Genomic DNA, 19,915 nt, shown 5'->3' on the forward strand with positions numbered 1-19,915 from the left:
GTGCGGGGGGCCACCCGGCTCCGCGGGTGCGGGGTAGACCTTGGCGCGGGGCCTCATGGACGGCCTTTCAGCGTGAACGGGGGATTGATTGGCTGGCCGAGGATCCGGGGCGCATAGGATCGCCGGCATGGCACTGCGACCCGTTCAGGTGAACATAAAGGCTCTTGACGACTCGGCGGTCGGCCGGTTCTGGGCGGAGGCGCTCGGCTGGGGTGTGTCCAGCGAAGGGCCCGGCGTGACCAACGTCGAACCCGGCGGCGGCTTCAACTGGCCGGACCCGGCCGCCGTCTGCATCGACGTCGTCATCGTCCCCGAGGCCAAGACAGCGACAAAGAACCGTGTGCACCTCGATCTCGCCACCACCTCGGCGGCCCACCAGGNNGAGGGCAACGAGTTCTGCGTGCTGGAGCCCCGGGAGACCTACCGGGACACCGGGCCGATCGCCCGGGTGGTGGTCGACTGCGTGGATCCGCGGGCCATGGTCCGGTTCTGGGGCGAAGCGATGGACTGGACCCTGCACGAGGTGACGGACGACCACGCGGTGCTGCGCTCGGCCAAGGGTGTCGGCCCGTATCTGGAGTTCCTCCGCATGCCCGGCGTGAAGACCGTGCCGGACCGCGTCCACATCGACCTGCTGCCCTACCCCGGTGACGACAAAGCGGCTGAGGTGGCCCGGCTGCGGACCCTCGGCGCCACCGACCTCGACCTCGGCCAGGGCGACGTCCCGTGGACGTGCATGGCCGACCCGGAGGGCCACGAGTTCTGCGTCCTCGGCCGGGCCTGACGCGGAGCCCCAACGACGCCCCGGTACACGGACTTTGTTGTCCCCTGGCGGTCAGGTGCGGCGGGCGCGGGACGCGAGGCGGTCGGCGAGCGCGATGACCAGGCCGCGCAGTTCATCGGGGCGCTCGATGACGAACGGCCGGTCAAGTGAGGCGAGTACCGGCGGCAGCCAGTCGAGCTCCTCCACCCGTAGCTCGACCCGCTGCCAGGGCCCGGTCGCCGGATCCGCACCGGCCGCGGGGGCGACCTCTTCCAGGGTCGCCACGCTCGCCGGAAGGCGGGCGCGGATCTGCTCGACCGTTCCGTGGATTCGCAACGTCACCTCGTACCGGTACTCGGCCGTGGCGAACCCCGACAGCACACGCTGGGCAGGATCAAGCCCGGCGGGCGTCTCGAACGAGCCGGGCAGGGTCCTCGCGCCCGCGATGCGATCGAGCCGGAAGGTCCGGTCCTCGCCGATCTCGGGGTCCGCGCCCGTGACGTACCACCGGCCCGAGTGGGCGACGAGCCCGTACGCGTGCAGCGGGCGTTCGCTGCGCCGGCCGTCGCGGTCGGTGTATCTGATCGAGAGCGGCCGGCGGTGACGTACCGCGTCGGCGACGGTGAGCAGCACCTCGGCGTCCGGATGGGCGAACTCACCGGCCGCAACCGTGAACGCGAGGGACTCCAGCACCGTGTCGAGCCTGCGGGCCACGCGCGCGGGCAGCACCCTGCGGATCTTGGCCGCCGCCGTCTCGCTCGCCGTGTCCGCCGTCGTCATCAGCCCCGTTCGACGGCCCGCGACCAGGCCGAGCAGCGCGGCGAGCGCCTCGTCGTCGCTGAGCATGAGCGGGGGCAAGCGGTATCCGGGGGCGAGCCGGTACCCGCCGTAGCGGCCCCGCACCGCTTCCACCGGCACGTCGAGGTCGATCAGCTGCTCCACGTACCGCCGCACGGTCCGCCCGTCCACGCCGAGCCGGTCGGCGAGTTCAGCCACCGTCCGGAGGCCGCCCGACTGCAGCAGCTCCAGGAGAGTCAGCACGCGCACGGTGGGTCGGGACATGTTCAGAGGCTAACGCGAATACCGGGCCGATTCTGTCCTCTATCCGTCCTAGCCTGCGGAGTGCAGCGGCTCCACCGACCTGGGAGAACACCATGGAATTCGTCTCGATCCGCATCATCACCGGCGACGTCGCGCGCCTCGTCGAGTTCTACGAGAAGGCGACAGGGGTGCCTGCGGTCTGGGCCACCGAGGACTTCGCCGAGCTCAGTACCCCCGGCGTCACGCTCGCGATCGCCGACGTCCGCACCGTCCCGATGTTCGCTCCGGGCTCCGCCCGCCCGGCGGACAACCACAGCGTGATCCTCGAGTTCCTCGTGGAGGACGTGGACCGGGTGTACGAGAACCTGACCGGCCTCGTCACCGACTTCGTCAACGAGCCCACGACGATGCCCTGGGGAAACCGGGCGCTGCTCTTCCGTGATCCCGACGGCAACCTCGTCAACTTCTTCACTCCGGTCACCCCGGCCGCCCTCGCGAAGTTCGCTAGATGACACCGGACACCGGACATCGTCGCTACTTCCGGGCGGGGAACGCCTCGTCGAGCGTGGGGACCGCGAGATGGTCGGTCGTCAGCGCGTCCAGGACGTCGTCCAGCCGTAGGTAGCGGCCCTGCTGAATTCCGGGTGTGATCTTTCCGATCGCGCCGGCCTCCCTGAGGTAGAAGACGGTCCACGGCCTCTGCCAGGCGTCCAGGGGCTCTCCGTCGCGCACGATCTGCCGCGTCCGCGCGCTCGCCTCGCGCGTGCCGTCGATCTGTTGGTTGACGGTCTCGACCGCATCGACGCCGAAGACCCGGCCTTGGCCGCCCGGCCGGTACATCAAGAGCATCTTGGGGCGGGCGAGGCCCACGTGTTTGCTGTCGAGAGGGCATACGTATGCGCCGTGTGCGGCAAGATCGGCCATGGCCTGAGCGCTCGCGGGCACGATCACCGCGTGTTCCTGGAGGGAACGGAACCAGCCGAGTGCGGCCGCCTCCTCCCATACGAACTTGTTGCGGTTGCGGTACGCGGGATCTGCGGCCAGCCCCCTGGACGCCATGAGTTCGATATTGCGCGGCGGCCGCGCCACCAGGGCTCCGAAGTCGGCTCGGGTGATGACCTCGGGCAGTTCGTCGAACCAGGACATCGTGCTAGACCACCGTGTACGCGAGGAAGGCCGACCAGGCGGCGGGGGAGACGCTGAGGGAGGGGACGGTGAGGTCCTTGGAGTCGCGGACGTGGATGGCGTGGGGGCCGGTGGCCACCTCGACGCAGTTGCCGCCCTCTGGGCCGCTGTGGCTGCTCTTGAACCACTTGAGGTGAGTGCTCATAGTCTCTCTGCTGCCTGCTCAATCAGCTTCCGTGACTCTTCCGGTCCGAGAGCCTGCGTTCGCACAATGCCATATCTGGCGAACAGGGTTCCCAGATGGGCCTGTTCACTGACAAGGAAGTTGCAGTTCTGGACCTCCAAGTACGCCAGCCGATGCCGATCGTCGGTCTCCAGCAGGACGAAGGACCCACTCAGTCCGCCGTGTGTCTCCCGCTGAGGTGACATCACCTGAATATGTACGTGACGCAGCTCCGCAACCTCAAGAACGCGCTGAAGCTGCGCCCGGTGCACCTGCCGTCCGCCGATGGGGCGAAGGAGCGCGCTGAGTTCCAGGACGAAACTGATGTCCGGCGCCGGTTTGCGGGTCAGCATGGCCTGACGTGCGAGACGGCCGGCGATCAATCCCTCGATCTCATCGTCATCAAGGGGCGGGCAGGCTCCGCTGAACACGGCGCGTGCGTGCTCCTCGATCTGCAGCAGTCCGGGCATGACGTTGGACTCGTACTCGTAGCGCGCCCTGGCCTTGGCCTCTTCCTCGGCGAACGGCTCGAACCAGGAAGCCACCCGGCTGAAGGTCAGTTCCTCGGCTGCTGCTGTCAGGGCACCGCCCGCGCCGAGCGCGGCGTCAGCGAGTGGAGTGAAGTCTCCCCTCGGCGGCCGTTCCCCCCGCTCCACCATCGCGACCTGCGACTTCGAGAAACCGATCTTCGCGCCCAGCGACTCCTGCGACAGGCCCGCCCGTTCGCGGTAGAACCGCAGCAGCGTGCCGAACATCTCCGCGTTACTGCCGCCGCGCCCATCGGAGTGCACAGCTCACCCCCCAAGTGCACAGCCGTGCACAGATGCCTTGTGTCCCTGGTCACGGTACGTGCGGATGTCGACGCTCTACGTATGGAACCGAAAACTTCACCCGACCCGATGCCTGTATGGATTCCCGCGAGCGGGCACGCCCTCCGCCATGCGGGGATTCACTTCGACGCCGTACGGATCGTCGGCTACCTGGGCGAGCAAGTGGCCTACGGGATCATGCAGTTCACGGATTTCGAGGCCGGGCCCATCGTCCGGTCGCGGATCGGGGAGCGGAGTATGTTCTTTCTGTTGCCGCCGGGGAGCGCCGGTGCCTTTCGCTGGCCCGCCGGGGCCGAGGCGTTGGTGAGGGCGCGGGCGGCGTTCGTCGGGGTGCCCGCGCTGAATGGGCTGACGTACCCGCTGGACTGGCGTTCGCTGCCCACCGCCCAAGTCCCGTTCGTGGATGCGGAACTGCTGTTCGAGCTTCTGGCGGGTGTGGTGGAGCGAGAGGCGTGTGATGTACCGTGATCGTGTCATCACGCTCTGTGTGTTTTTGCGCATGGAGCGGCCCCCGGGGGTGCTGCCAACACCGAGCCGAGGGCCTCCACCGAGCCGGTGTGCGTGGCGGACCCCGCCCCCGCGGCACCCGCGCCCCGGCCGCCTGTCACCTGTGAGGGGCCGGGGTGGGAGCACGTGTTCCGGCCCCGGGGCGACGGGACGGTGTGTCCGCCGTGCGCGCAGGAGCCTGCTTGGCGGGCGCACTCGGCCAAGTGGGCTGTCTGCGCACCCGATCAGGACGAGGGCTTCGAGGTGCCCGAGCCGCTGGCCTGGCGGGAGCGGGTCGCGGCAGTCCTCGCGGAGGGTGCGGCCGGCGGCGGCTGAGGCGTACGGCCGTTCGCGGTGTGGCGGTTCCACCGCTGACGCGGTGGAGCGAGGAGAGTGGGCCCGGGGGCCTGGACGGACTGAGGAGGACCGGTGGTGGACGCCATGGTTGACCGATGGGACGGAGTTCGGGCGACGAGGGACCCGGTGCGCTGCCGTGAGCAACTGATGGCGGCCGGGCGTACCTTGTTCGCCGTGTACGGGTACGCCCGTACCTCCGTCGAGGATCTCTGCGCCGCGGCGGGCGTACAACCGCGTGATTTTTACCGCGAGTTCGAATCGCGAGAGGCCCTGCTCGTCGACCTGTACGACGAGGTGGCGATCGGCGGGATGCGGGCCGTCGAGGTGGAGCTCTCGGCCGAGGGCATGGAAACCTGTTCGACGGAGGAACGGTTCCGAAGGCTCTTCGCCGCCTATGTGCGGGTCGTCACGCGCGACTCGCGGGCGGCGAGGGTGGCGTTCGTCGAAGTGCTCGGGGTGAGCCGGGCGATGGACGACCACCTCACGATGTGGCGGTCGGTGTGGGTCGAGTTCCTGACCCGCGAGGCCGAGCGCGCCGCGGAGCGGGGCCATGGGGCCGACGGTGATCTCACGGTCGTCGTGAAGGTGCTGACGCGTTCCGTCGACGAGCTCCTCGCCCACCACGGGCGCCGTCCGCGCCAGGTGCCGTGCGACTGGCTGACCAGTGAGCTGACCCGGATGTCGCTGGCCATGATGGGTCCGGGCGTCACTCCCGAGGCCTCCGCCTGACAAAGCCGGTTGCCGGATCGGCAAGCGGAGGCATGATGGAGGAATGGCGGCACATGAGCACGGGGCGGAAGACGGCGGCACGGCGGACGACGAGTTCTCTTCCGTCCTGACCGGCGTGGGGCCACGCCTGCGCGCGCTGCGGACGGAGCGCGGTACGACGCTGGCCCAGCTGAGCGAGACCACCGGGATCTCGCTCAGCACGCTGTCCCGGCTGGAGTCCGGCGGCCGCAAGCCGACCCTGGAGCTGCTGCTTCCGCTGGCGAAGGCGTACGGGGTGCAGCTGGACGAACTCGTCGGCGCGCCGGACACCGGTGATCCGCGGGTCACCTTCCGCCCTTTCAACCGGCACGGCATGACGTTCGTGCCGCTGACCCGGCACATCGGCGGGGTGAACGCGTACAAGCAGGTCATGCCCGGTCTGACGGGCCCGCCGGGGCCGGTCGAGCAGCGGGTGCACGAGGGGTACGAGTGGCTGTACGTGCTGTCGGGGCGGCTGCGGCTGGTACTCGGCGAACACGACCTGGTGCTGAAGGCGGGCGAGGTGGCCGAGTTCGACACGCGTACACCGCACTGGTGGGGCAACGTCGGACCGGAACCGGTGGAGTTCCTCAGCCTGTTCGGACCGCAGGGGGAGCGGATGCACGTACGGGCGAAGCCGACGGGGAAGTGATCACTGCCGGGCCCTCGGTGACCTCGGCCCGGTCCTGTTCCCGCGCGAAGCGGTGCGGGCCGGGGGTGTCGGGACCGGAGACGAGCTCGTTGCCCGGCGACCCCTGCGGCACCGGCTCCAGGCATGACCACCGGCTTGTTTCCGCCGCCCCCCGGTACGGTCCGCCCAGCCCCCACGCCTGGTGCATCGCGTCGGCGTAGGCGGCCGCGAGTGCGTGCTCCCCGGACGGGCCGGGATGCGTGCCGTCGTAGGTGTCCGTGTGGATGTCGTAGCCCGGCGGGCGTGACGCCAGCAGGATCGGGGACGTCGGTTCGTCGAGGTCGGCCACGGCCTTGGCGAGGAGTTCGTTGAAGCGTTCGCACTCGGCGGCGAAGGGGGCGTCGGTCTCGGCCCGGATGTTCGGTATGACGGGGAGCAGCACGCATCTGATGTGCGGGTTCGCGGTACGTGCCGCCGCGAGGAACGCGCGGGCGTTACGGGCGGTCTGCTCGCTGTCCGTGTAGAAGCCGAGGTCTATCAGGCCGAGCGAGACGAGCAGGATGTCCGCGCGGTGCGCGGCGACGGTGTCCGCGATCACCGGGGCCATGTGCAGCCAGCCCTCGCCCCAGCCGGCCAGGTGGTGGCGGGCGTCGGCGGGAAAGGCCGGGGCGCCGTAGGCGCGGGAGACCGGGGTGCCCGTCGTGGTGTCGTGCAGCCCGGTGCGCGGGCCGACGATCGCGTACGGGCCGTCGAAGGATGCTTCGAGGTGCTGCCACATGCGGTAGCGCCAGGTGAAGTCGCCGGCCCGTCCGATGGTCATGGAATCGCCGACGAACATGAAACGCATGGCGTCATCATCGCGGATCATGGCTCCGGCCTGCGACGTGACGATGGACACTTGTGCCATGCGCTCGTATCGACTGACTGCCTTCGGCGCCGCCGCGCTCCTGTCCCTCGCGGCGGCGGTGCCCGCCGTGGCCGACGACGGCGGGGCCGACCGGAGCTTCTCGATCAAGGACCCGCGGATCACCGAGTCCAGCGGGCTGGCCGCCAGCCGTGCCCATCCGGGGATCTACTGGACGCACAACGACAGCGACGACGGGCCGTACGTCTTCGCCGTCGACTCCCGGACCGGGAAGACCGTCGCGACGATCACCATGAAGGGGGTCGGGGAGCCGCGTGACGTGGAGGCGATCTCGCTCGGACCCGACGGGAACCTGTACGTCGCCGACATCGGCGACAACCTGGACGGCAGCTGGGACCACGTCTGGATCTACCGCTTCCCCGAGCCGAAGGAGCTGCGGGACGCGACGGTCCGCGCGACGCAGTTCGACGTGAAGTACGCGGACGGCCCGCGCAACGCGGAGGCGCTGATGGTCCACCCGAAGACCGGGCGCGTGTACATCGCCTCGAAGAAGGAGGGCGGCGGCGGGCTCTACGAGGGGCCCGCGAAGCTCACGGCCGGTTCGGACAACATCTTCCGGCGGGTCGGTGAGGTGCCGTGGGTGACGGACGGGGCGTTCTCGCCGGACGGGAAGGAACTGGTGCTGCGCTCGTACTTCAGCGCGCGCGGCTACGCGTTCGAGAACGGCAGGCTCGGCAAGGACTACCCGGTCGAGTCCCCGCTGCTGAGGCAGGCCGAGTCGGTCACGTACACGGCTGACGGCTCGGCGCTGATGTACGGCTCCGAGGGCGAGCAGAGCGATGTGGTGCGGGTGGACCTGAAGAACGGCGGCGACTCCGGCCGTTCCGGGGGGAAGTCGCCGTCGTCCGCCGGCACGGGCAGCGACGGCGACGGCGCGCCGGTGAAGGGCACCACGCTGACCGGGATCGCGGTGCTCGCCGGGATCGGTCTGCTGCTGCTTCTGGGCAGGCGGCGCAAGAAGGGCTGACGGCGGCCGGGCCGCGGGCCTGTCATAGGGTCGGCGGTCTATGACGAAGAACAACGGGCCCACGCCCTTCACCAGCACCGACAGGTCGACACCCTTCACCACCACCGACGGGCCCGCGCCGTTCTCCACCGCCCGCCTGGACGCGCTGCCGCTCGACGTGGCGTACGCCGACGAGATGGCCTCCGTACTCGCGGACCCGGCCCTGCACACCTTCACCGGCGGCGCCCCGGAGGACGCGGACGCGCTGCGGACCCGCTACGCACGCCAGAGCGCCGGCTCACCGGACCCGGCCGAGCGGTGGTGGAACTGGGTGCTCAGGGTCCGCGGTGACGACTGCCTGGCGGGCTATGTGCAGGCGACGGTGAACGTGCGCGACGCGCAGGCGGAGATCGCCTGGGTGATCGGGTCCGGGTGGCAGGGCCGGGGCTACGCCAAAGAGGCGGCGGTGGGCCTCGTCGCGCAGCTGCTGGACGGGGGAGTGGTGCGTACGGTCGTCGCCCACATCCACCCCGACCACGCGGCGTCGGCCGCGGTGGCCGCCGCGGCGGGGCTGGTGCGGACCGAGGAGTGGGAGGACGGCGAGGTGCGGTGGCGTTCGGATTTGGGGTGAGGGGCCGGTCCCAGGGCCGTTCGCTGTGATCGGGCCGGGTCAGGAGTGCCCCGTCCTCTGCCCCCGCCCGCGCCTCAGGTTCCGGACGGGGCCGGGCGCGGGTGGTCGCCCGTCGATCCGTCGAGGAGTTCGCGGACGATGTCCATGTGCCCGGCGTGACGTACGACGTCCTCCAGCATGTGGATGAGCACCCACCGCATCGACACCGTCCGCCCGTTCCACGAGGTGCCCGTCACATCCAGGTCCGTCTTCTCGATGGCCCGGTCCGCGGCGGCGCGGGCTCGCTCGTAGAACGCCAGGATGCCGGCGGTCGTCTCCTCCGGGGCGATCGTCATGTCCTCGGTGGCCGAGTCGAACCAGAGCTTCTCGACCTCGTACCCGAACGATTCGCAGAACCAGCCGTACTCGACGGTCGCCAGGTGCTTCACCAGCCCCAGGAGGTTCGTCCCCGTCGGCGTCATCGGGCGGCGCAGCTGCTCGTCGTCCAGCCCCTCGAGCTTCCACAGCACCACGTCACGGTGCCGGTCGAGGGCGGTGTGCAGGGATTCCTTCTCGCTGCCGGTGTACGGCACATGGGAGTTCATGCGCGGAAGCTACCAACCAGCACTGACAACAGGACCGGGGGATCGGTGCCGCTGCCGGTCCTCAGCCCTCGGACGGCTCCGGAGACGGCTCTGGCTCCGGTGACGGCTCCGGCTTCGGCTTCGGGCGGGGGAGGCCCGCCGCCACCAGGGCGGCGACGTCGAGCGTGACCTCGGCCCCGATCGAGTCGGGGAGCGCGACGCTGTGGCCGGGCGCGTACACCTGGTGGTTGTCGTACCCACCGGCGAGGGGTTCCGTGAGGACATGGACGCGGCCGTGCTTGCGGTCGAGGATGACGTAGACGGGGATCTTGGCGTTGGCGTAGGCCGCGACCTTGTTCCGCAGGTCGTTCTGGTAGTTGCCGGAGGTGACCTCGAGGACGAGACGGAAGGCGCCGGGGTCGTAGCAGTTGTTCTCCACCAGGTGCTCGTCGAAATCGGCGTCGACGACGGCCAGGTCCGGGATGGCGTAGTCCGAGGGGCCGCTGGGCAGCCATACCCCGACTCCTTGGATGACCGCTGAGTCCCCGTCGTCGAGTCCGGCTTCGATCAAAGGACGCATCAGTTTGGTCAGTGCGCGGCCGTGCGCACCGTCCGGGGATGGGGCCACGGTGATGACGCCTCCGATGATCTCGACGCGGTGACCCGGGAGCTGCTCCGAGAGCCGGTTGGCGCTTTCGAGCAAAGATTCGGGCTCCGGGCGCTCCGGCCGCTCCTGCCGCTCCGGCTCACCGTCACAGGGGTGCTCGACTGCTGCTGCAGACATTGCGGGCCTCCTGAAAGGGCTGATGTCGAGAACATCATCGTAGGACTGTGTGCCCGTATGTGGTGTGTACGCACCGCGCCACCCTGTCGAGTGAAGCAGAAACGGCCCTGCACGCGTGATCTCGTGTGCAGGGCCGTTCCGTACGCGTAAGAGGTACCGCTACAGCTTCTCGATCACGTAGTCGATGCACGCCGTCAGCGCCTGGACGTCCGACGGGTCGATCGCCGGGAACATCGCCACGCGCAGCTGGTTGCGGCCCAGCTTGCGGTACGGCTCCGTGTCGACGATGCCGTTGGCGCGCAGCACCTTGGCGACCGCGGCGGCGTCGATCTCGTCCGCGAAGTCGATCGTGCCGATGACCTGCGAGCGCTTGGCCGCGTCGGTGACGAACGGGGTCGCGTACTTGGAGTCCTCGGCCCAGCCGTACAGGTGGCCGGACGAGGCGGCCGTGCGGCCGGTGGTGAAGTCCAGACCACCCTGGGTGTTCATCCAGGTCAGCTGCTCGTTCAGGAGGAAGAGCGTGGCCAGGGCCGGGGTGTTGTACGTCTGGTTCTTCAGGGAGTTGTCGATCGCCGTGGGCAGCGAGAAGAACTCCGGGATGTGGCGGCCGGAGGCGTGGACGCGGGCTGCGCGCTCCAGGGCCGCCGGGGAGAAGACGCCGATCCAGAGGCCGCCGTCCGAGGCGAAGGACTTCTGCGGGGCGAAGTAGTAGACGTCCGTCTCGGCGATGTCGACCGGCAGGCCGCCCGCGCCGGAGGTGGCGTCCACCAGGACCAGGGAGCCCTCGTCGGCGCCCGCGACGCGCTTGACGGGCGCGGCGACACCGGTCGAGGTCTCGTTGTGGGTGAAGGCGTAGACGTCGACGCCCGCCTCGGCCTCCGGGTCCGGGTGGGTGCCCGGGTCGGAGGCGATGACGGTCGGGTCGGCCAGCCACGGGGCGAGCTTGGCGGCCTTCGCGAACTTCGAGGAGAACTCACCGAAGTTGAGGTGCTGGGACTTCGACTCGATCAGACCGTGCGTCGCGATGTCCCAGAAGGCGGTGGAGCCGCCGTTGCCCAGGATCACCTCGTATCCCTCGGGGAGGGAGAAGAGGTCGCGCACTCCGTCACGGACCGCGCCGACCAGGTTCTTCACCGGAGCCTGGCGATGGGACGTACCGAGCAGCGACGTTCCGGTGGCGGCCAGCGCGTCGAGCGCCTCCGTCCGCACCTTGGAAGGACCGGCGCCGAAGCGCCCGTCGGCGGGCTTGATGTCAGCGGGAATCTGGATGTCGGCCACGACCCGGAGCGTAGCCGCTCGGTGGGGCGGCTACGCACCCTGTCCGTCGGATGAGACGCGCGATCCGGGTCGTGGACGCCGGAACGCGCGTCCCGGGCGGGCCGGCTCAGCCCAGTTCGACCGGGAGGTCGAACAGGTCGTTCTGGGTGACGATCGGTTTGTTGCGCAGCTCGGAGGCCGGGACCGCGAGGTCCAGCTCCGGGAAGCGCTCGTAGAGCGCCGGGAGTGCGACCCCCGCCTCCAGCCGGGACAGCGCCGCACCCGGGCAGACGTGCGGGCCGTGACCGAAGGCGATGTGACGGTTGGGGGTGCGGGTGACGTCGAACTCACCCGCGGTCGGCCCGTACTGCTGCTCGTCCCGGCCCAGCGCGCCGAAGGAGACGATCAGGGCCTCGCCCTTGGGGAGGACCTTCTTCCCGACCGCCACGTCCTCGGTCGCGAAGCGGATCAGGACGTGTGAGGTCGGGGTGTTCCAGCGCAGGGTCTCCTCGATCACGTTCTCCCACGGCACCTCGCCGCCGAGCACCTGCTTGCGCTGCTCGGGGTGGGTCTGGAGGGCGACGACGGCGTTCACGATCAGGCTGATCGTGGTCTCGTGGCCGGCCGCGATGATCAGCTGGAGGGTGTTGACGATCTCCTCGTTGCTGAGGTGGTCGCCGTCCTCGGAGGCCGCGATCAGGGCGCTGGTCAGGTCGTCGCCCGGCTCGGCCCGCTTGCCGTCGACGATCTTCGTGAAGAGGGCGCCGAGGTCCGCCATCATCTGCGGGACCTCCTCCGGCGGCGTCTGCGTCGAGAAGAACTTCTCGAACAGCTCCTTGAGGCGGGGGTGGTCGGCCCCGTCCACGCCCATCAGCTCGCTGATGACGTTCATCGGCAGCGGGTACGCGAACTGCGCCTTCAGGTCGACCTTCTCGCCCCGGGGCAGGGCCGCGAGGCGGTCCAGGCTCGCGGCCGTGAGCGCCTCGATGCCCGCGCGCAGCCGCTCCACCCGCTTCACCGTCAGGGCCTGCGCCACCAGGGTGCGCAGCCGGCGGTGGTCGGCGCCGTCGACGGTCAGCATGGAGCGGCCCGGGTTGGCGAGGCCGATCAGCGGCCAGTCCAGGGGTATCTCACCGCGCTGCCAGGCGCCCCAGACGTTGATGTCCTTCACGATCCGGGCGTCGGTCAGCAGCTGCCGCGCCTCGGCGTGGTGGGTGACCGCGTAGCAGTGCACCCCGCCGGGCAGCTCCACCTCGGCGAGCGGGCCCGCGGCCCGCAGCGCGGCGCCCTCGCCGTCGAGGTCGGCGACGAAGGGGTCGAGGACGATCCGGGTCATGACTGGCCTCCGATGACAGGTCCTGCGGCAGGGGTGGGCGTGAAGGCGACGGGAAGGTCCGTCAGTCCCCGGAGCCAGGGGGACGGGCGCCGGGTGAGCTGTTCGGCGGAGACGGCGAGATCGATGTCCGGGAGGCGGTCGAGCAGTACCTCGATGCCGGTACGGGCGATGACCTCGGCGGTCTCCTGGGCCGGGAAGGGGCAGCGGTGCTCGCCGTGGCCGAAGGAGAGGAACGCGTTGTTCCCGCCGGTCAGCGCGGAGCCGTCGGTGCGGATCTGCGGGTCGGCGTTGGCTGCGGCGATGCCCAGGAGCAGCAGGTCGCCCGCCTGGATGTGGCGGCCCCCCAGGTGGGTGTCGCGCGAGGCCCAGCGGCCGGCGATGTTCTGCGTCGGGGTGTCCTCCCACAGGACTTCGTTCATGGCCTCGGCGACGCTGTGCCGGCCGCCCGAGAGCGAGGCGGCGAACCGGTCGTCAACGAGCATCAGCCGCAGCGAGTTGCCCATCCAGTCCGCGGTCGGCTGGTGGCCGGCGGCCATCATGACCATCAGGTCCTGGGCGATCTCCTCGTCCGTGAAGCCGCCGGTGTCGGCCAGCATCCGGGTGGCGACGTCGTCGCCGGGCTCCTCGTGCTTGTCGGCCAGCAGCTGGAACATCGAGGTGGCGAGGTGCTGCTGTCCGGCCAGCGCGCGTTCCCGGCCGTCGATCATGTCGTTGATCGAGCCGACGAGCGCGTCGCCGAGCGCGTCGCCGAAGCCGTAGATCCGCGCCAGGACGCGGGCGGGGAGCAGCATCGCGTACTCGGCGATGATGTCGGTCCCGCCCCTGGAGCAGAACCGGTCGATCAGCTCGTCGGCGAACTCCTCCGCGTACCGCTTGAGCGCGAAGGGGTCGACGGCCTCCAGGGCGTCGCTGATCATCCGGGCGCGCTCGACGTGCCGGGCGCCGACCGTGTAGAGGATCGAGGGCTGCTTGCGGCCGATCATCGGCAGCAGCGGCCAGTCGTCGGGGATGTTCTCCCACTGGCTCCACAGGTCGGAGTCGCGGCTGAACAGCACCGGGTCGCTGGTGAGCTGGTGCACTTCGCGGTAGCCGAGCACCAGCCAGGCCGGGATGTCGCCGTCCAGGACGACGGGTGCCACGGCACCGTGGTCCCGGCGCATCTCCCGGTACAGCTGGGCGGGTTCGGTCTGGAACCGTGGCCCGGACAGTGGCGCGCGGCCGTGCGCCGGGCAGCCCGGGGGCGGTTCGGTGGGCTGGGTCACGTGGTGTGCTCCGGGGTCTTCTCCGGCGTGGTCTCCGGACGGGCGGCGGCGGCGGAGGAGGAGCCGGCCGTGCCCTTGGAAAGGGCGTACAGGTGCTCCACCAGCGTGATCAGTACGTACTTGCTGGCGGACCGGTCCCGGGCGTCGCACTCCACGAGCGGTACGTCATCGGAGAGGTCGAGCGCCTCCCGGATCTGCTGCTCGGTGTGGAGCGGACCGCCGAAGTCGTTGCACGCCACGATGAACGGCGTGCCGTGGTGCTCCAGCCGGTCGATGGCGTACCAGGAGTCGGCGAGACGACGGGTGTCGACGAGCACGACGGCACCGAGCGTCCCGGAGAACAGCCGGTCCCACAGGAACCAGAAGCGCTCCTGGCCGGGCGCGCCGAACAGGTACAGCACCGAGCGTTCGTCGAGCGTGATCCGGCCGAAGTCGAAGGCGACGGTGGTGGACGTCTTGGACTGCACGCCGTCGAGGTCGTCGACCGTCTCGCCCGCGCGGGTCATCGTCTCCTCCGTGTTGAGCGGACGGATCTCGCTCACGGATCGGACCATGGTGGTCTTGCCGACCCCGAAGCCACCGACGACGACTATCTTCAGTCCGTTGTCGGCCGTGGCCTGCAGGGCGGCACGGTCAGAGGTTGCGGAGTCCAACGAGCACCTGTTCCAGGATGTCGGGGTCGGGGAGCCGGTCCGCGACGCGTGCGGTACGAGGGTGGCGGGCGCTGATCCGGCTGGTGTCGAGCAGGTCGCACAGCAGGATGCGCACGATGCTGACGGGCAGGTTCAGGCTCGCGGCGATCTCGACGACCGCGGTGGGCCGTTCGCACATGCGCAGGATCGCGACGTGCTCCGACTGCATACCGGGCGCCGGTTCGCATTCCGAGACGACGAGCGTCACCAGGTCGAAGGCGGCCGAGTCGGAGCGGCTGCGGCCACCGGTGAGGGTGTACAGCCGGTCCGGGTCGTCGTCCCGGCCGGGGCGGGGGCGCTTCGTCATACGGCCGCGTTCTCGGAGGCCCCGGGGGCCTCGGAGGGTTCGCGCGGCGGGGCGACGAGGTGTTCGCCGAGCTGCTCGACGAGCTCGCTCATGTTGTGCCCGACGAGGCCGACGTCGGCGTCCTCGGAGGCGACGACGGCGAGGTGGGCGCCCGCACCCGCCTCCACGATGAACAGCACGCCGCCGTAGAACTCGGCCATCGCGGACCGTACGCCGCCGGTGCCGTCGCCGAACTCGACGGAGGCGCCGTGCGACAGGCTCTGGATGCCGGCCGAGATCGCGGCCAGCTGGTCAGCCTGGTCGACGGAGAGCTCGGGGGTACGGCACAGCTTGAGGCCGTCCCTGGACAGCACGAGGGCGTGGCGGGCGCCGGGGGTGCGCTCAAGGAGCCCCTCCAGCAGCCAGTTGAGCTTCTCGTCCGTGGTCGCGGTCATCGGGTGTTGCCTTCCGGGTGCGGTGAGGTGGGCCGTACGGCCTGGCGGAAGCTGCTGAAGCGGGCTGCCTGGGCCTTGGGGTCGGACGTACGGGTCCGGGGGTTCGATCCGTCGGTTGCGTCGGAGTCGGCGTCGGCCGAGGCCCTGGCGCGGGACTCGGCGGCGGCCAGGGTGCGGCCGCGCGAGCGCTTGGGGAGGCCGCTCTCGCCGAATCCGGGGAGGCCGCCGCTGGTGTCCGACATGGAGTCGGAGCGCAGGAGGATCTCCTGGGTGCGGGAGCTGTCCCGGGCCCCGGCGTCGTCGGCATGGCCGGTCGCGTCGGTCCGGCCGGCTCCGGAGGCGTGGACCGGCTCGGGTTCACGCGGGGGAGCGGTCACCGGCCGGGCGGCGGGTTCCGGCGTCGGCGTCGGTGCCGCGGTCGGCATCGGGGTCCTGGTGATGATCTCGTGCGGGAGCATCATCAGCGCGCCCGTGCCACCGCGCGCCGACGGACGGAAGGAGACCGTCAGTCCGTGCTTGCGGGCCAGCCGGCCGACGACGGCGAGGCCGAGCCGGGTTCCGGAGAGACCGGTCAGGTCCTGGTTGACCGCGGAGACGGCGCGCTCGGCGCGGCGCAGCTGCACATCGCTCATGACCAGACCGCTGTCCTCGACGGTCAGCACGATGCCGGCCGGCACCTCCTCCACGTACACGTGGACCTCGGCCGTGGGCGGCGAGAAGTTCGCTGCGTTGTCGAGGAGTTCGGCCAGCGCGTGCATGACGCCCTCGGCGGCGTGCCCGGCGACGGCGACATCGCTGGTGGAGTGGAGCCGTATCCGCTGGTATCCGCTGATCCGGCCCATCGCGCCGCGCAGGATGGACTCCATGACGATGGGCTTCGCCCAGCGGCGTCCGGAGCGCGCACCGGTCAGCACGGCGATGGAGTCGGCCAGCCGGCCCGCCTGGGCGGTGCGGTGGTCCAGGTGCAGCAGATCGCCCAGGACGTCCTCGGAGGCGTGCCGGTTCTCCATGTCGCGCAGGTCGGCGAGCATGCTCGTGGCGAGCGCCTGCATCCGGCCCGCGGCGTTGGCGCACGCGGCGACGGCGGCGGAGCGCTCGGTCTCGCTGCGCGAGGCGCGGGCCTTGATCCTGGCGTTCTCGGCGGTGAGGCGCTCGACGTCGGCCGCGGCCTGTGCGGTGATCCGGTCCGTCTCGGCGGCGGCGGCCGATTTCATCCTTGCCGTCTCGGCGGTGAACCGCTGGGCGTCGTAGGCGGAGGCCGAAACCATCCGGGAGGTCTCGGCGGTGAACCGGCTGCTCTCGGCCGCGTTCGTCTCCCGCAGCCGGCGCACCGCGGCCCGGGCGTGAACGGCGGTGGCGACGGCGGCGGACAGCAGCACGGCGGCGGCACCCGCCCCCCATGCCACTGCGGTTCTGACCGAGTCGGGGGCGGCGACGACCGCCCAGAGACACAGGGATCCGGTGATGGCCACCGTGACCAGCAGGGCCAGTGCGGTCGGCTTGGTTGAGGGGCGCAAGCGGAGTCCTCGGGAGACGGACGATGACGGATGGGACGGTTCGGGCAAGTCGGTACGGCGAGGGGCAATGGTGACAACTGGAACAGATGATTCCCAGACAAGTCTGAGTCACTATATGAGAATTGACGATCTGTTTGGGAAGAACTTGTGGTGCTCTCTGTTGCGTATATGTTCGAGCGCCCGACAGATTCAGACGTATTGACGTATTCGGCAGAAACGCACCGGCCCGGACGGCCACCGGCCCGGACCGGCGGCATCCTGGCCGGATGGCACCTCGTGAGGCAACAACCGGCCCCGACCGCACCGCACTCGCCGACGATCTGCGGGCGGCCGTGCGGGGCGACGTCGCATTCGACGCCACCGCACGGGCCCTGACGACGATGGACGCGTCCAACTACCGCCGGGTACCGCTCGGGGTCGTCGCCCCGCGCGACGCCGACGACATCGCCGCCGCGCTCGCCGTCTGCCGCGCGCACGGGGTGCCCGTCGTACCGCGCGGCGGCGGTACGTCCATCGCCGGGCAGGCCACCGGCACCGGCGTCGTCCTCGACCTCACCCGCCATATGCGCTCCCTCGTCGAGCTGGACGCCGGCTCCCGCACGGCGGTGGTCCAGCCGGGCGTCGTCCTGGACGACCTGCGGGCCGCCGCCGCCCCGCACGGGCTCACCTTCGGCCCGGACCCCTCCACGCACAGCCGCTGCACCATCGGCGGCATGATCGGCAACAACTCCTGCGGCTCGCACTCGGTCGCCTGGGGCACCACCGCCGACAACGTCCACGCCCTGACCGTCGCCCGCTACGGCGGCGACACCCTGCGCCTGGAACGGGGCGCCGAGGGCCCCGCCGGACTCCGCGAACTGGTCACCGGCAACCTCGCCCTCCTGCGTACCGGGTTCCCCGAACTCCCGCGCCGCATCTCCGGGTACGCCCTGGACGCGCTGCTGCCCGAGCGCGGCCCGGACCCCGCCCGCGCGTTCTGCGGCAGCGAGGGCACGCTCGGTGTGGTGACGGAGGCGACGCTGCGGCTCGTCGAGGCGCCCGCGGCCCGCGCGCTCGCCGTACTCGGCTACGCCGACGAGTCCGCCGCCGCCGAGGCTGCCCCCGGCCTCCTCCCGCACCACCCGCTGACCGTCGAGGGCATGGCCGCCGACCTCGTACGCCGGCCGGCCGGGCTGCCGCGCGGCGCGGCCTGGCTCTTCGTCGAGACGGGCGGGGCGACCCCGGCCGAGGCGCGGGCGCACGCCGAACGGATCGCCCGGACCGCGTCCGCCGACGCGGTGGACACCGCCGTCGTCACCGACCCGGCCGGGCAGCGGGCGCTGTGGCGGATCAGGGAGGACGCGGCGGGAACGGCGACCCGCACACCGGAAGGCAGCGAGGCCTGGCCCGGCTGGGAGGACTGCGCGGTGCCGCCCGCCCGGCTCGGCCCCTACCTCCGCGACTTCCGCGCCCTGCTCAACGGACACGGGCTGCGCGGCACCCCGTACGGGCACTTCGGCGACGGCTGCATCCACGTCCGCATCGACTTCGACCTGCTGAGCGGCGACGGCGTGGCCCGCTTCCGCCGCTTCTCCGAGGAGCTCGCCTCGCTCGTGGTCGCACACGGCGGATCACTGTCCGGCGAACACGGTGACGGCCAGGCCCGCGCCGAACTCCTGCCGAGGATGTACGGGAGCGAACTGGTGTCGCTCTTCAGCCGGTTCAAGGACCTCTGGGACCCGGACGGCGGCATGAACCCCGGCATCCTCGTCCGCCCCGCCCCACTGGACGAGAACCTGCGCTTCGACGTGCTGCCCCGCGAACCGGTCGACGTGGCCTTCGGCTACCCGCACGACGGCGGCGACTTCTCGGCGGCGGTGCGCAGGTGCGTCGGCGTCGCCAAGTGCCGTACGCAGGAGGCCTCCGGACCGGCCGTGATGTGCCCGTCCTTCCGCGCGACCGGCGAGGAGGCCCACTCCACCCGTGGCCGGGCCCGGCTGCTGCACGAGATGCTGGCCGGACCGGCGGGCGGGGTGATCACGGACGGCTGGCGCTCGACGGAGGTACGGGACGCGCTCGACCTGTGCCTGTCCTGCAAGGGCTGCCGCAGCGACTGCCCGGTGGGCGTCGACATGGCCACGTACAAGGCGGAGTTCCTGCACCACCACTACCGGCACCGGCTGCGCCCCGCCGCCCACTACACGATGGGGCGGCTCCCGCTGTGGCTGCGCCTGGCGTCCCCCTTCGCGGGCACGCTGAACGCACTGGCCCGGGTACGGCCGCTCGCGGTGCTCGCCAAGCGGCTGGCGGGCATCGCGCCGGAGCGGGGGATTCCGGTGCTGGCCCGGGAGACGTACAGCCAATGGCTGGACAGGCGCCGGGGCAGGGGGACGTTCGTCTTCTCCCACGACGAGGTGGCCGCCATCTGGCCCGACACCTTCACCGAACACCTCTCGCCCGAGGTGGGCCGGGCGGCGGTGAAGGTCGTGGAGGCGGCGACGGGCCGCCGGGTGCTCACGCCCGGCCGCGGACTGTGCTGCGGCCTCACCTACGTCTCAACGGGCCAGCTGGACAAGGCCCGCAAGGTGATGCGCCGCACCCTGGACCGGCTGACCGGCACGCACGAGATCCCCGTGATCGTCCTCGAACCGAGCTGCGCGGCCACCCTCCGCGGCGACCTCCCGGAACTCCTCCCCGACGACCCCCGCGCCGCCGGACTGGCCGCCGCTGTCCACACCCTGGCCGAGTACCTGGAGAAGTACGCCCCCGACTGGCGGCCCCCGCACCTGGACCGCCCGGTCGCCGGCCAGACGCACTGCCACCAGCACGCGGTCCTGGGCGACGGGCCGGACCGCCGGCTGCGCGAACGCGCCGGCCTGAGCGGCGAGCTGACCGGCGGCTGCTGCGGACTGGCCGGCAACTTCGGCTTCGAACGCGGCCACTGGGAGGTGTCCGCGGCCTGCGCCGAGGACGCGCTGCTGCCGGCGGTACGGGAGGCGGCACCGGGTACGGAGATCCTGGCGGACGGGTTCTCCTGCCGCACCCAGCTGGACCAGCTGGGCGGGGTGCGGGCCAGGCA

The 19,915-nt window shown here is 71.0% G+C and carries 22 protein-coding genes and 1 pseudogene; 9 read left to right on the plus strand and 14 right to left on the minus strand.

Going from position 1 to position 19,915, the window contains the following annotated elements; genetic code table 11:
• Positions 1-127: 127 nt before the first annotated feature.
• The gene (locus J1C73_RS33650) at positions 128-784 is read left to right on the plus strand and encodes a VOC family protein (RefSeq protein ID WP_207319672.1); all 657 of its coding nucleotides are present in this window, start codon (positions 128-130) and stop codon (positions 782-784) included.
• A gap of 51 nt (positions 785-835) precedes the next feature.
• On the opposite strand, the gene J1C73_RS33655 is transcribed toward J1C73_RS33650, so the two are convergent.
• Positions 836-1,825 carry a helix-turn-helix transcriptional regulator gene (locus tag J1C73_RS33655; protein ID WP_207319673.1) on the minus strand — a complete coding sequence of 330 codons (990 nt, stop codon included), beginning with the start codon at positions 1,823-1,825 and terminating at the stop codon, positions 836-838.
• 92 nt (positions 1,826-1,917) lie between these two features.
• Between J1C73_RS33655 and J1C73_RS33660 the strand changes: the two genes are divergently transcribed.
• Positions 1,918-2,316: a VOC family protein gene (locus J1C73_RS33660; RefSeq protein ID WP_123460859.1), complete on the plus strand. Its 399-nt coding sequence runs from the start codon at positions 1,918-1,920 to the stop codon at positions 2,314-2,316.
• Positions 2,317-2,338: 22 nt separating this feature from the next.
• Here the strand turns inward: J1C73_RS33660 and J1C73_RS33665 are convergent, their stop codons facing one another.
• Genes J1C73_RS33665 through J1C73_RS33675 form a run of 3 tightly spaced genes read right to left on the minus strand, consistent with a single transcriptional unit; the run spans position 2,339 to position 3,907 of the window.
• Positions 2,339-2,950 (minus strand): hypothetical protein, encoded by a 612-nt coding sequence (locus J1C73_RS33665; protein WP_207319674.1) that lies wholly within the window; start codon positions 2,948-2,950, stop codon positions 2,339-2,341.
• 4 nt (positions 2,951-2,954) lie between these two features.
• Positions 2,955-3,134 carry a DUF397 domain-containing protein gene (locus tag J1C73_RS33670; RefSeq protein WP_207319675.1) on the minus strand — a complete coding sequence of 60 codons (180 nt, stop codon included), beginning with the start codon at positions 3,132-3,134 and terminating at the stop codon, positions 2,955-2,957.
• Positions 3,131-3,907 carry a helix-turn-helix domain-containing protein gene (locus tag J1C73_RS33675; RefSeq protein WP_207319676.1) on the minus strand — a complete coding sequence of 259 codons (777 nt, stop codon included), beginning with the start codon at positions 3,905-3,907 and terminating at the stop codon, positions 3,131-3,133. Before J1C73_RS33675 ends, J1C73_RS33670 begins: the two co-directional genes overlap by 4 nt.
• Positions 3,908-4,051: 144 nt before the next feature.
• Here J1C73_RS33675 and J1C73_RS33680 point away from each other — a divergent pair, with 144 nt between their 5' ends.
• The 4 genes from J1C73_RS33680 (at position 4,052) to J1C73_RS33695 (ending at position 6,224) form a co-directional block, all read left to right on the plus strand.
• On the plus strand, positions 4,052-4,450 hold the full coding sequence (locus J1C73_RS33680; RefSeq protein WP_207319690.1) for a hypothetical protein: 399 nt from the start codon (positions 4,052-4,054) through the stop codon (positions 4,448-4,450).
• A gap of 165 nt (positions 4,451-4,615) precedes the next feature.
• Positions 4,616-4,804 carry a hypothetical protein gene (locus J1C73_RS33685; RefSeq protein ID WP_207319677.1) on the plus strand — a complete coding sequence of 63 codons (189 nt, stop codon included), beginning with the start codon at positions 4,616-4,618 and terminating at the stop codon, positions 4,802-4,804.
• A gap of 93 nt (positions 4,805-4,897) precedes the next feature.
• Positions 4,898-5,554 carry a TetR/AcrR family transcriptional regulator gene (locus J1C73_RS33690; protein WP_207319678.1) on the plus strand — a complete coding sequence of 219 codons (657 nt, stop codon included), beginning with the start codon at positions 4,898-4,900 and terminating at the stop codon, positions 5,552-5,554.
• A gap of 43 nt (positions 5,555-5,597) precedes the next feature.
• Complete coding sequence (locus tag J1C73_RS33695; protein WP_207319679.1) at positions 5,598-6,224, plus strand: helix-turn-helix domain-containing protein; 627 nt, start codon at positions 5,598-5,600, stop codon at positions 6,222-6,224.
• A gap of 148 nt (positions 6,225-6,372) precedes the next feature.
• Here J1C73_RS33695 and J1C73_RS33700 read toward each other — a convergent pair.
• A pseudogene (locus J1C73_RS33700) lies at positions 6,373-7,050 on the minus strand (GDSL-type esterase/lipase family protein); the annotation flags it as partial.
• Between the two features lie 58 nt (positions 7,051-7,108).
• On the opposite strand from J1C73_RS33700, the gene J1C73_RS33705 reads away from it, so the two are divergent.
• Entirely contained in the window at positions 7,109-8,095 is a 987-nt protein-coding gene (locus tag J1C73_RS33705) for a WD40 repeat domain-containing protein (RefSeq protein ID WP_207319680.1), read from the plus strand.
• A 40-nt stretch (positions 8,096-8,135) separates the two neighbouring features.
• Positions 8,136-8,705 (plus strand): GNAT family N-acetyltransferase, encoded by a 570-nt coding sequence (locus J1C73_RS33710; RefSeq protein ID WP_207319681.1) that lies wholly within the window; start codon positions 8,136-8,138, stop codon positions 8,703-8,705.
• Positions 8,706-8,779: 74 nt separating this feature from the next.
• Here the strand turns inward: J1C73_RS33710 and J1C73_RS33715 are convergent, their stop codons facing one another.
• The 9 genes from J1C73_RS33715 to J1C73_RS33755 all read right to left on the minus strand — a co-directional run bounded on the left by J1C73_RS33715 (position 8,780) and on the right by J1C73_RS33755 (position 16,857).
• Positions 8,780-9,289 carry a DinB family protein gene (locus J1C73_RS33715; RefSeq protein WP_207319682.1) on the minus strand — a complete coding sequence of 170 codons (510 nt, stop codon included), beginning with the start codon at positions 9,287-9,289 and terminating at the stop codon, positions 8,780-8,782.
• Between the two features lie 61 nt (positions 9,290-9,350).
• Positions 9,351-10,052, minus strand: a complete 702-nt coding sequence (locus J1C73_RS33720) for a Uma2 family endonuclease (RefSeq protein ID WP_207319683.1) — start codon at positions 10,050-10,052, stop codon at positions 9,351-9,353.
• A gap of 159 nt (positions 10,053-10,211) precedes the next feature.
• Positions 10,212-11,330: a phosphoserine transaminase gene (serC, locus tag J1C73_RS33725; RefSeq protein WP_124284707.1), complete on the minus strand. Its 1,119-nt coding sequence runs from the start codon at positions 11,328-11,330 to the stop codon at positions 10,212-10,214.
• Positions 11,331-11,436: 106 nt separating this feature from the next.
• Positions 11,437-12,645: a cytochrome P450 family protein gene (locus tag J1C73_RS33730; protein WP_207319684.1), complete on the minus strand. Its 1,209-nt coding sequence runs from the start codon at positions 12,643-12,645 to the stop codon at positions 11,437-11,439.
• Complete coding sequence (locus J1C73_RS33735) at positions 12,642-13,907, minus strand: cytochrome P450 (protein WP_207319685.1); 1,266 nt, start codon at positions 13,905-13,907, stop codon at positions 12,642-12,644. The genes J1C73_RS33730 and J1C73_RS33735 overlap by 4 nt, the downstream gene beginning before the upstream one ends.
• Entirely contained in the window at positions 13,904-14,560 is a 657-nt protein-coding gene (locus tag J1C73_RS33740) for a GTP-binding protein (RefSeq protein WP_207319686.1), read from the minus strand. The genes J1C73_RS33735 and J1C73_RS33740 overlap by 4 nt, the downstream gene beginning before the upstream one ends.
• Positions 14,541-14,906 carry a DUF742 domain-containing protein gene (locus J1C73_RS33745; RefSeq protein ID WP_123460873.1) on the minus strand — a complete coding sequence of 122 codons (366 nt, stop codon included), beginning with the start codon at positions 14,904-14,906 and terminating at the stop codon, positions 14,541-14,543. The genes J1C73_RS33740 and J1C73_RS33745 overlap by 20 nt, the downstream gene beginning before the upstream one ends.
• Positions 14,903-15,340 carry a roadblock/LC7 domain-containing protein gene (locus J1C73_RS33750; RefSeq protein WP_207319687.1) on the minus strand — a complete coding sequence of 146 codons (438 nt, stop codon included), beginning with the start codon at positions 15,338-15,340 and terminating at the stop codon, positions 14,903-14,905. The genes J1C73_RS33745 and J1C73_RS33750 overlap by 4 nt, the downstream gene beginning before the upstream one ends.
• Positions 15,337-16,857, minus strand: coding sequence for a sensor histidine kinase (locus J1C73_RS33755; RefSeq protein WP_207319688.1), 1,521 nt, complete (start codon positions 16,855-16,857; stop codon positions 15,337-15,339). The genes J1C73_RS33750 and J1C73_RS33755 overlap by 4 nt, the downstream gene beginning before the upstream one ends.
• A gap of 266 nt (positions 16,858-17,123) precedes the next feature.
• On the opposite strand from J1C73_RS33755, the gene J1C73_RS33760 reads away from it, so the two are divergent.
• Positions 17,124-19,915: FAD-binding and (Fe-S)-binding domain-containing protein (locus J1C73_RS33760; protein ID WP_207319689.1), on the plus strand; the 2,792-nt coding region annotated here is incomplete at its 3' end.

Source organism: Streptomyces laculatispora (assembly GCF_017353455.1).
In the GTDB taxonomy this organism is placed as follows: Bacteria; Actinomycetota; Actinomycetes; order Streptomycetales; family Streptomycetaceae; genus Streptomyces; species Streptomyces laculatispora.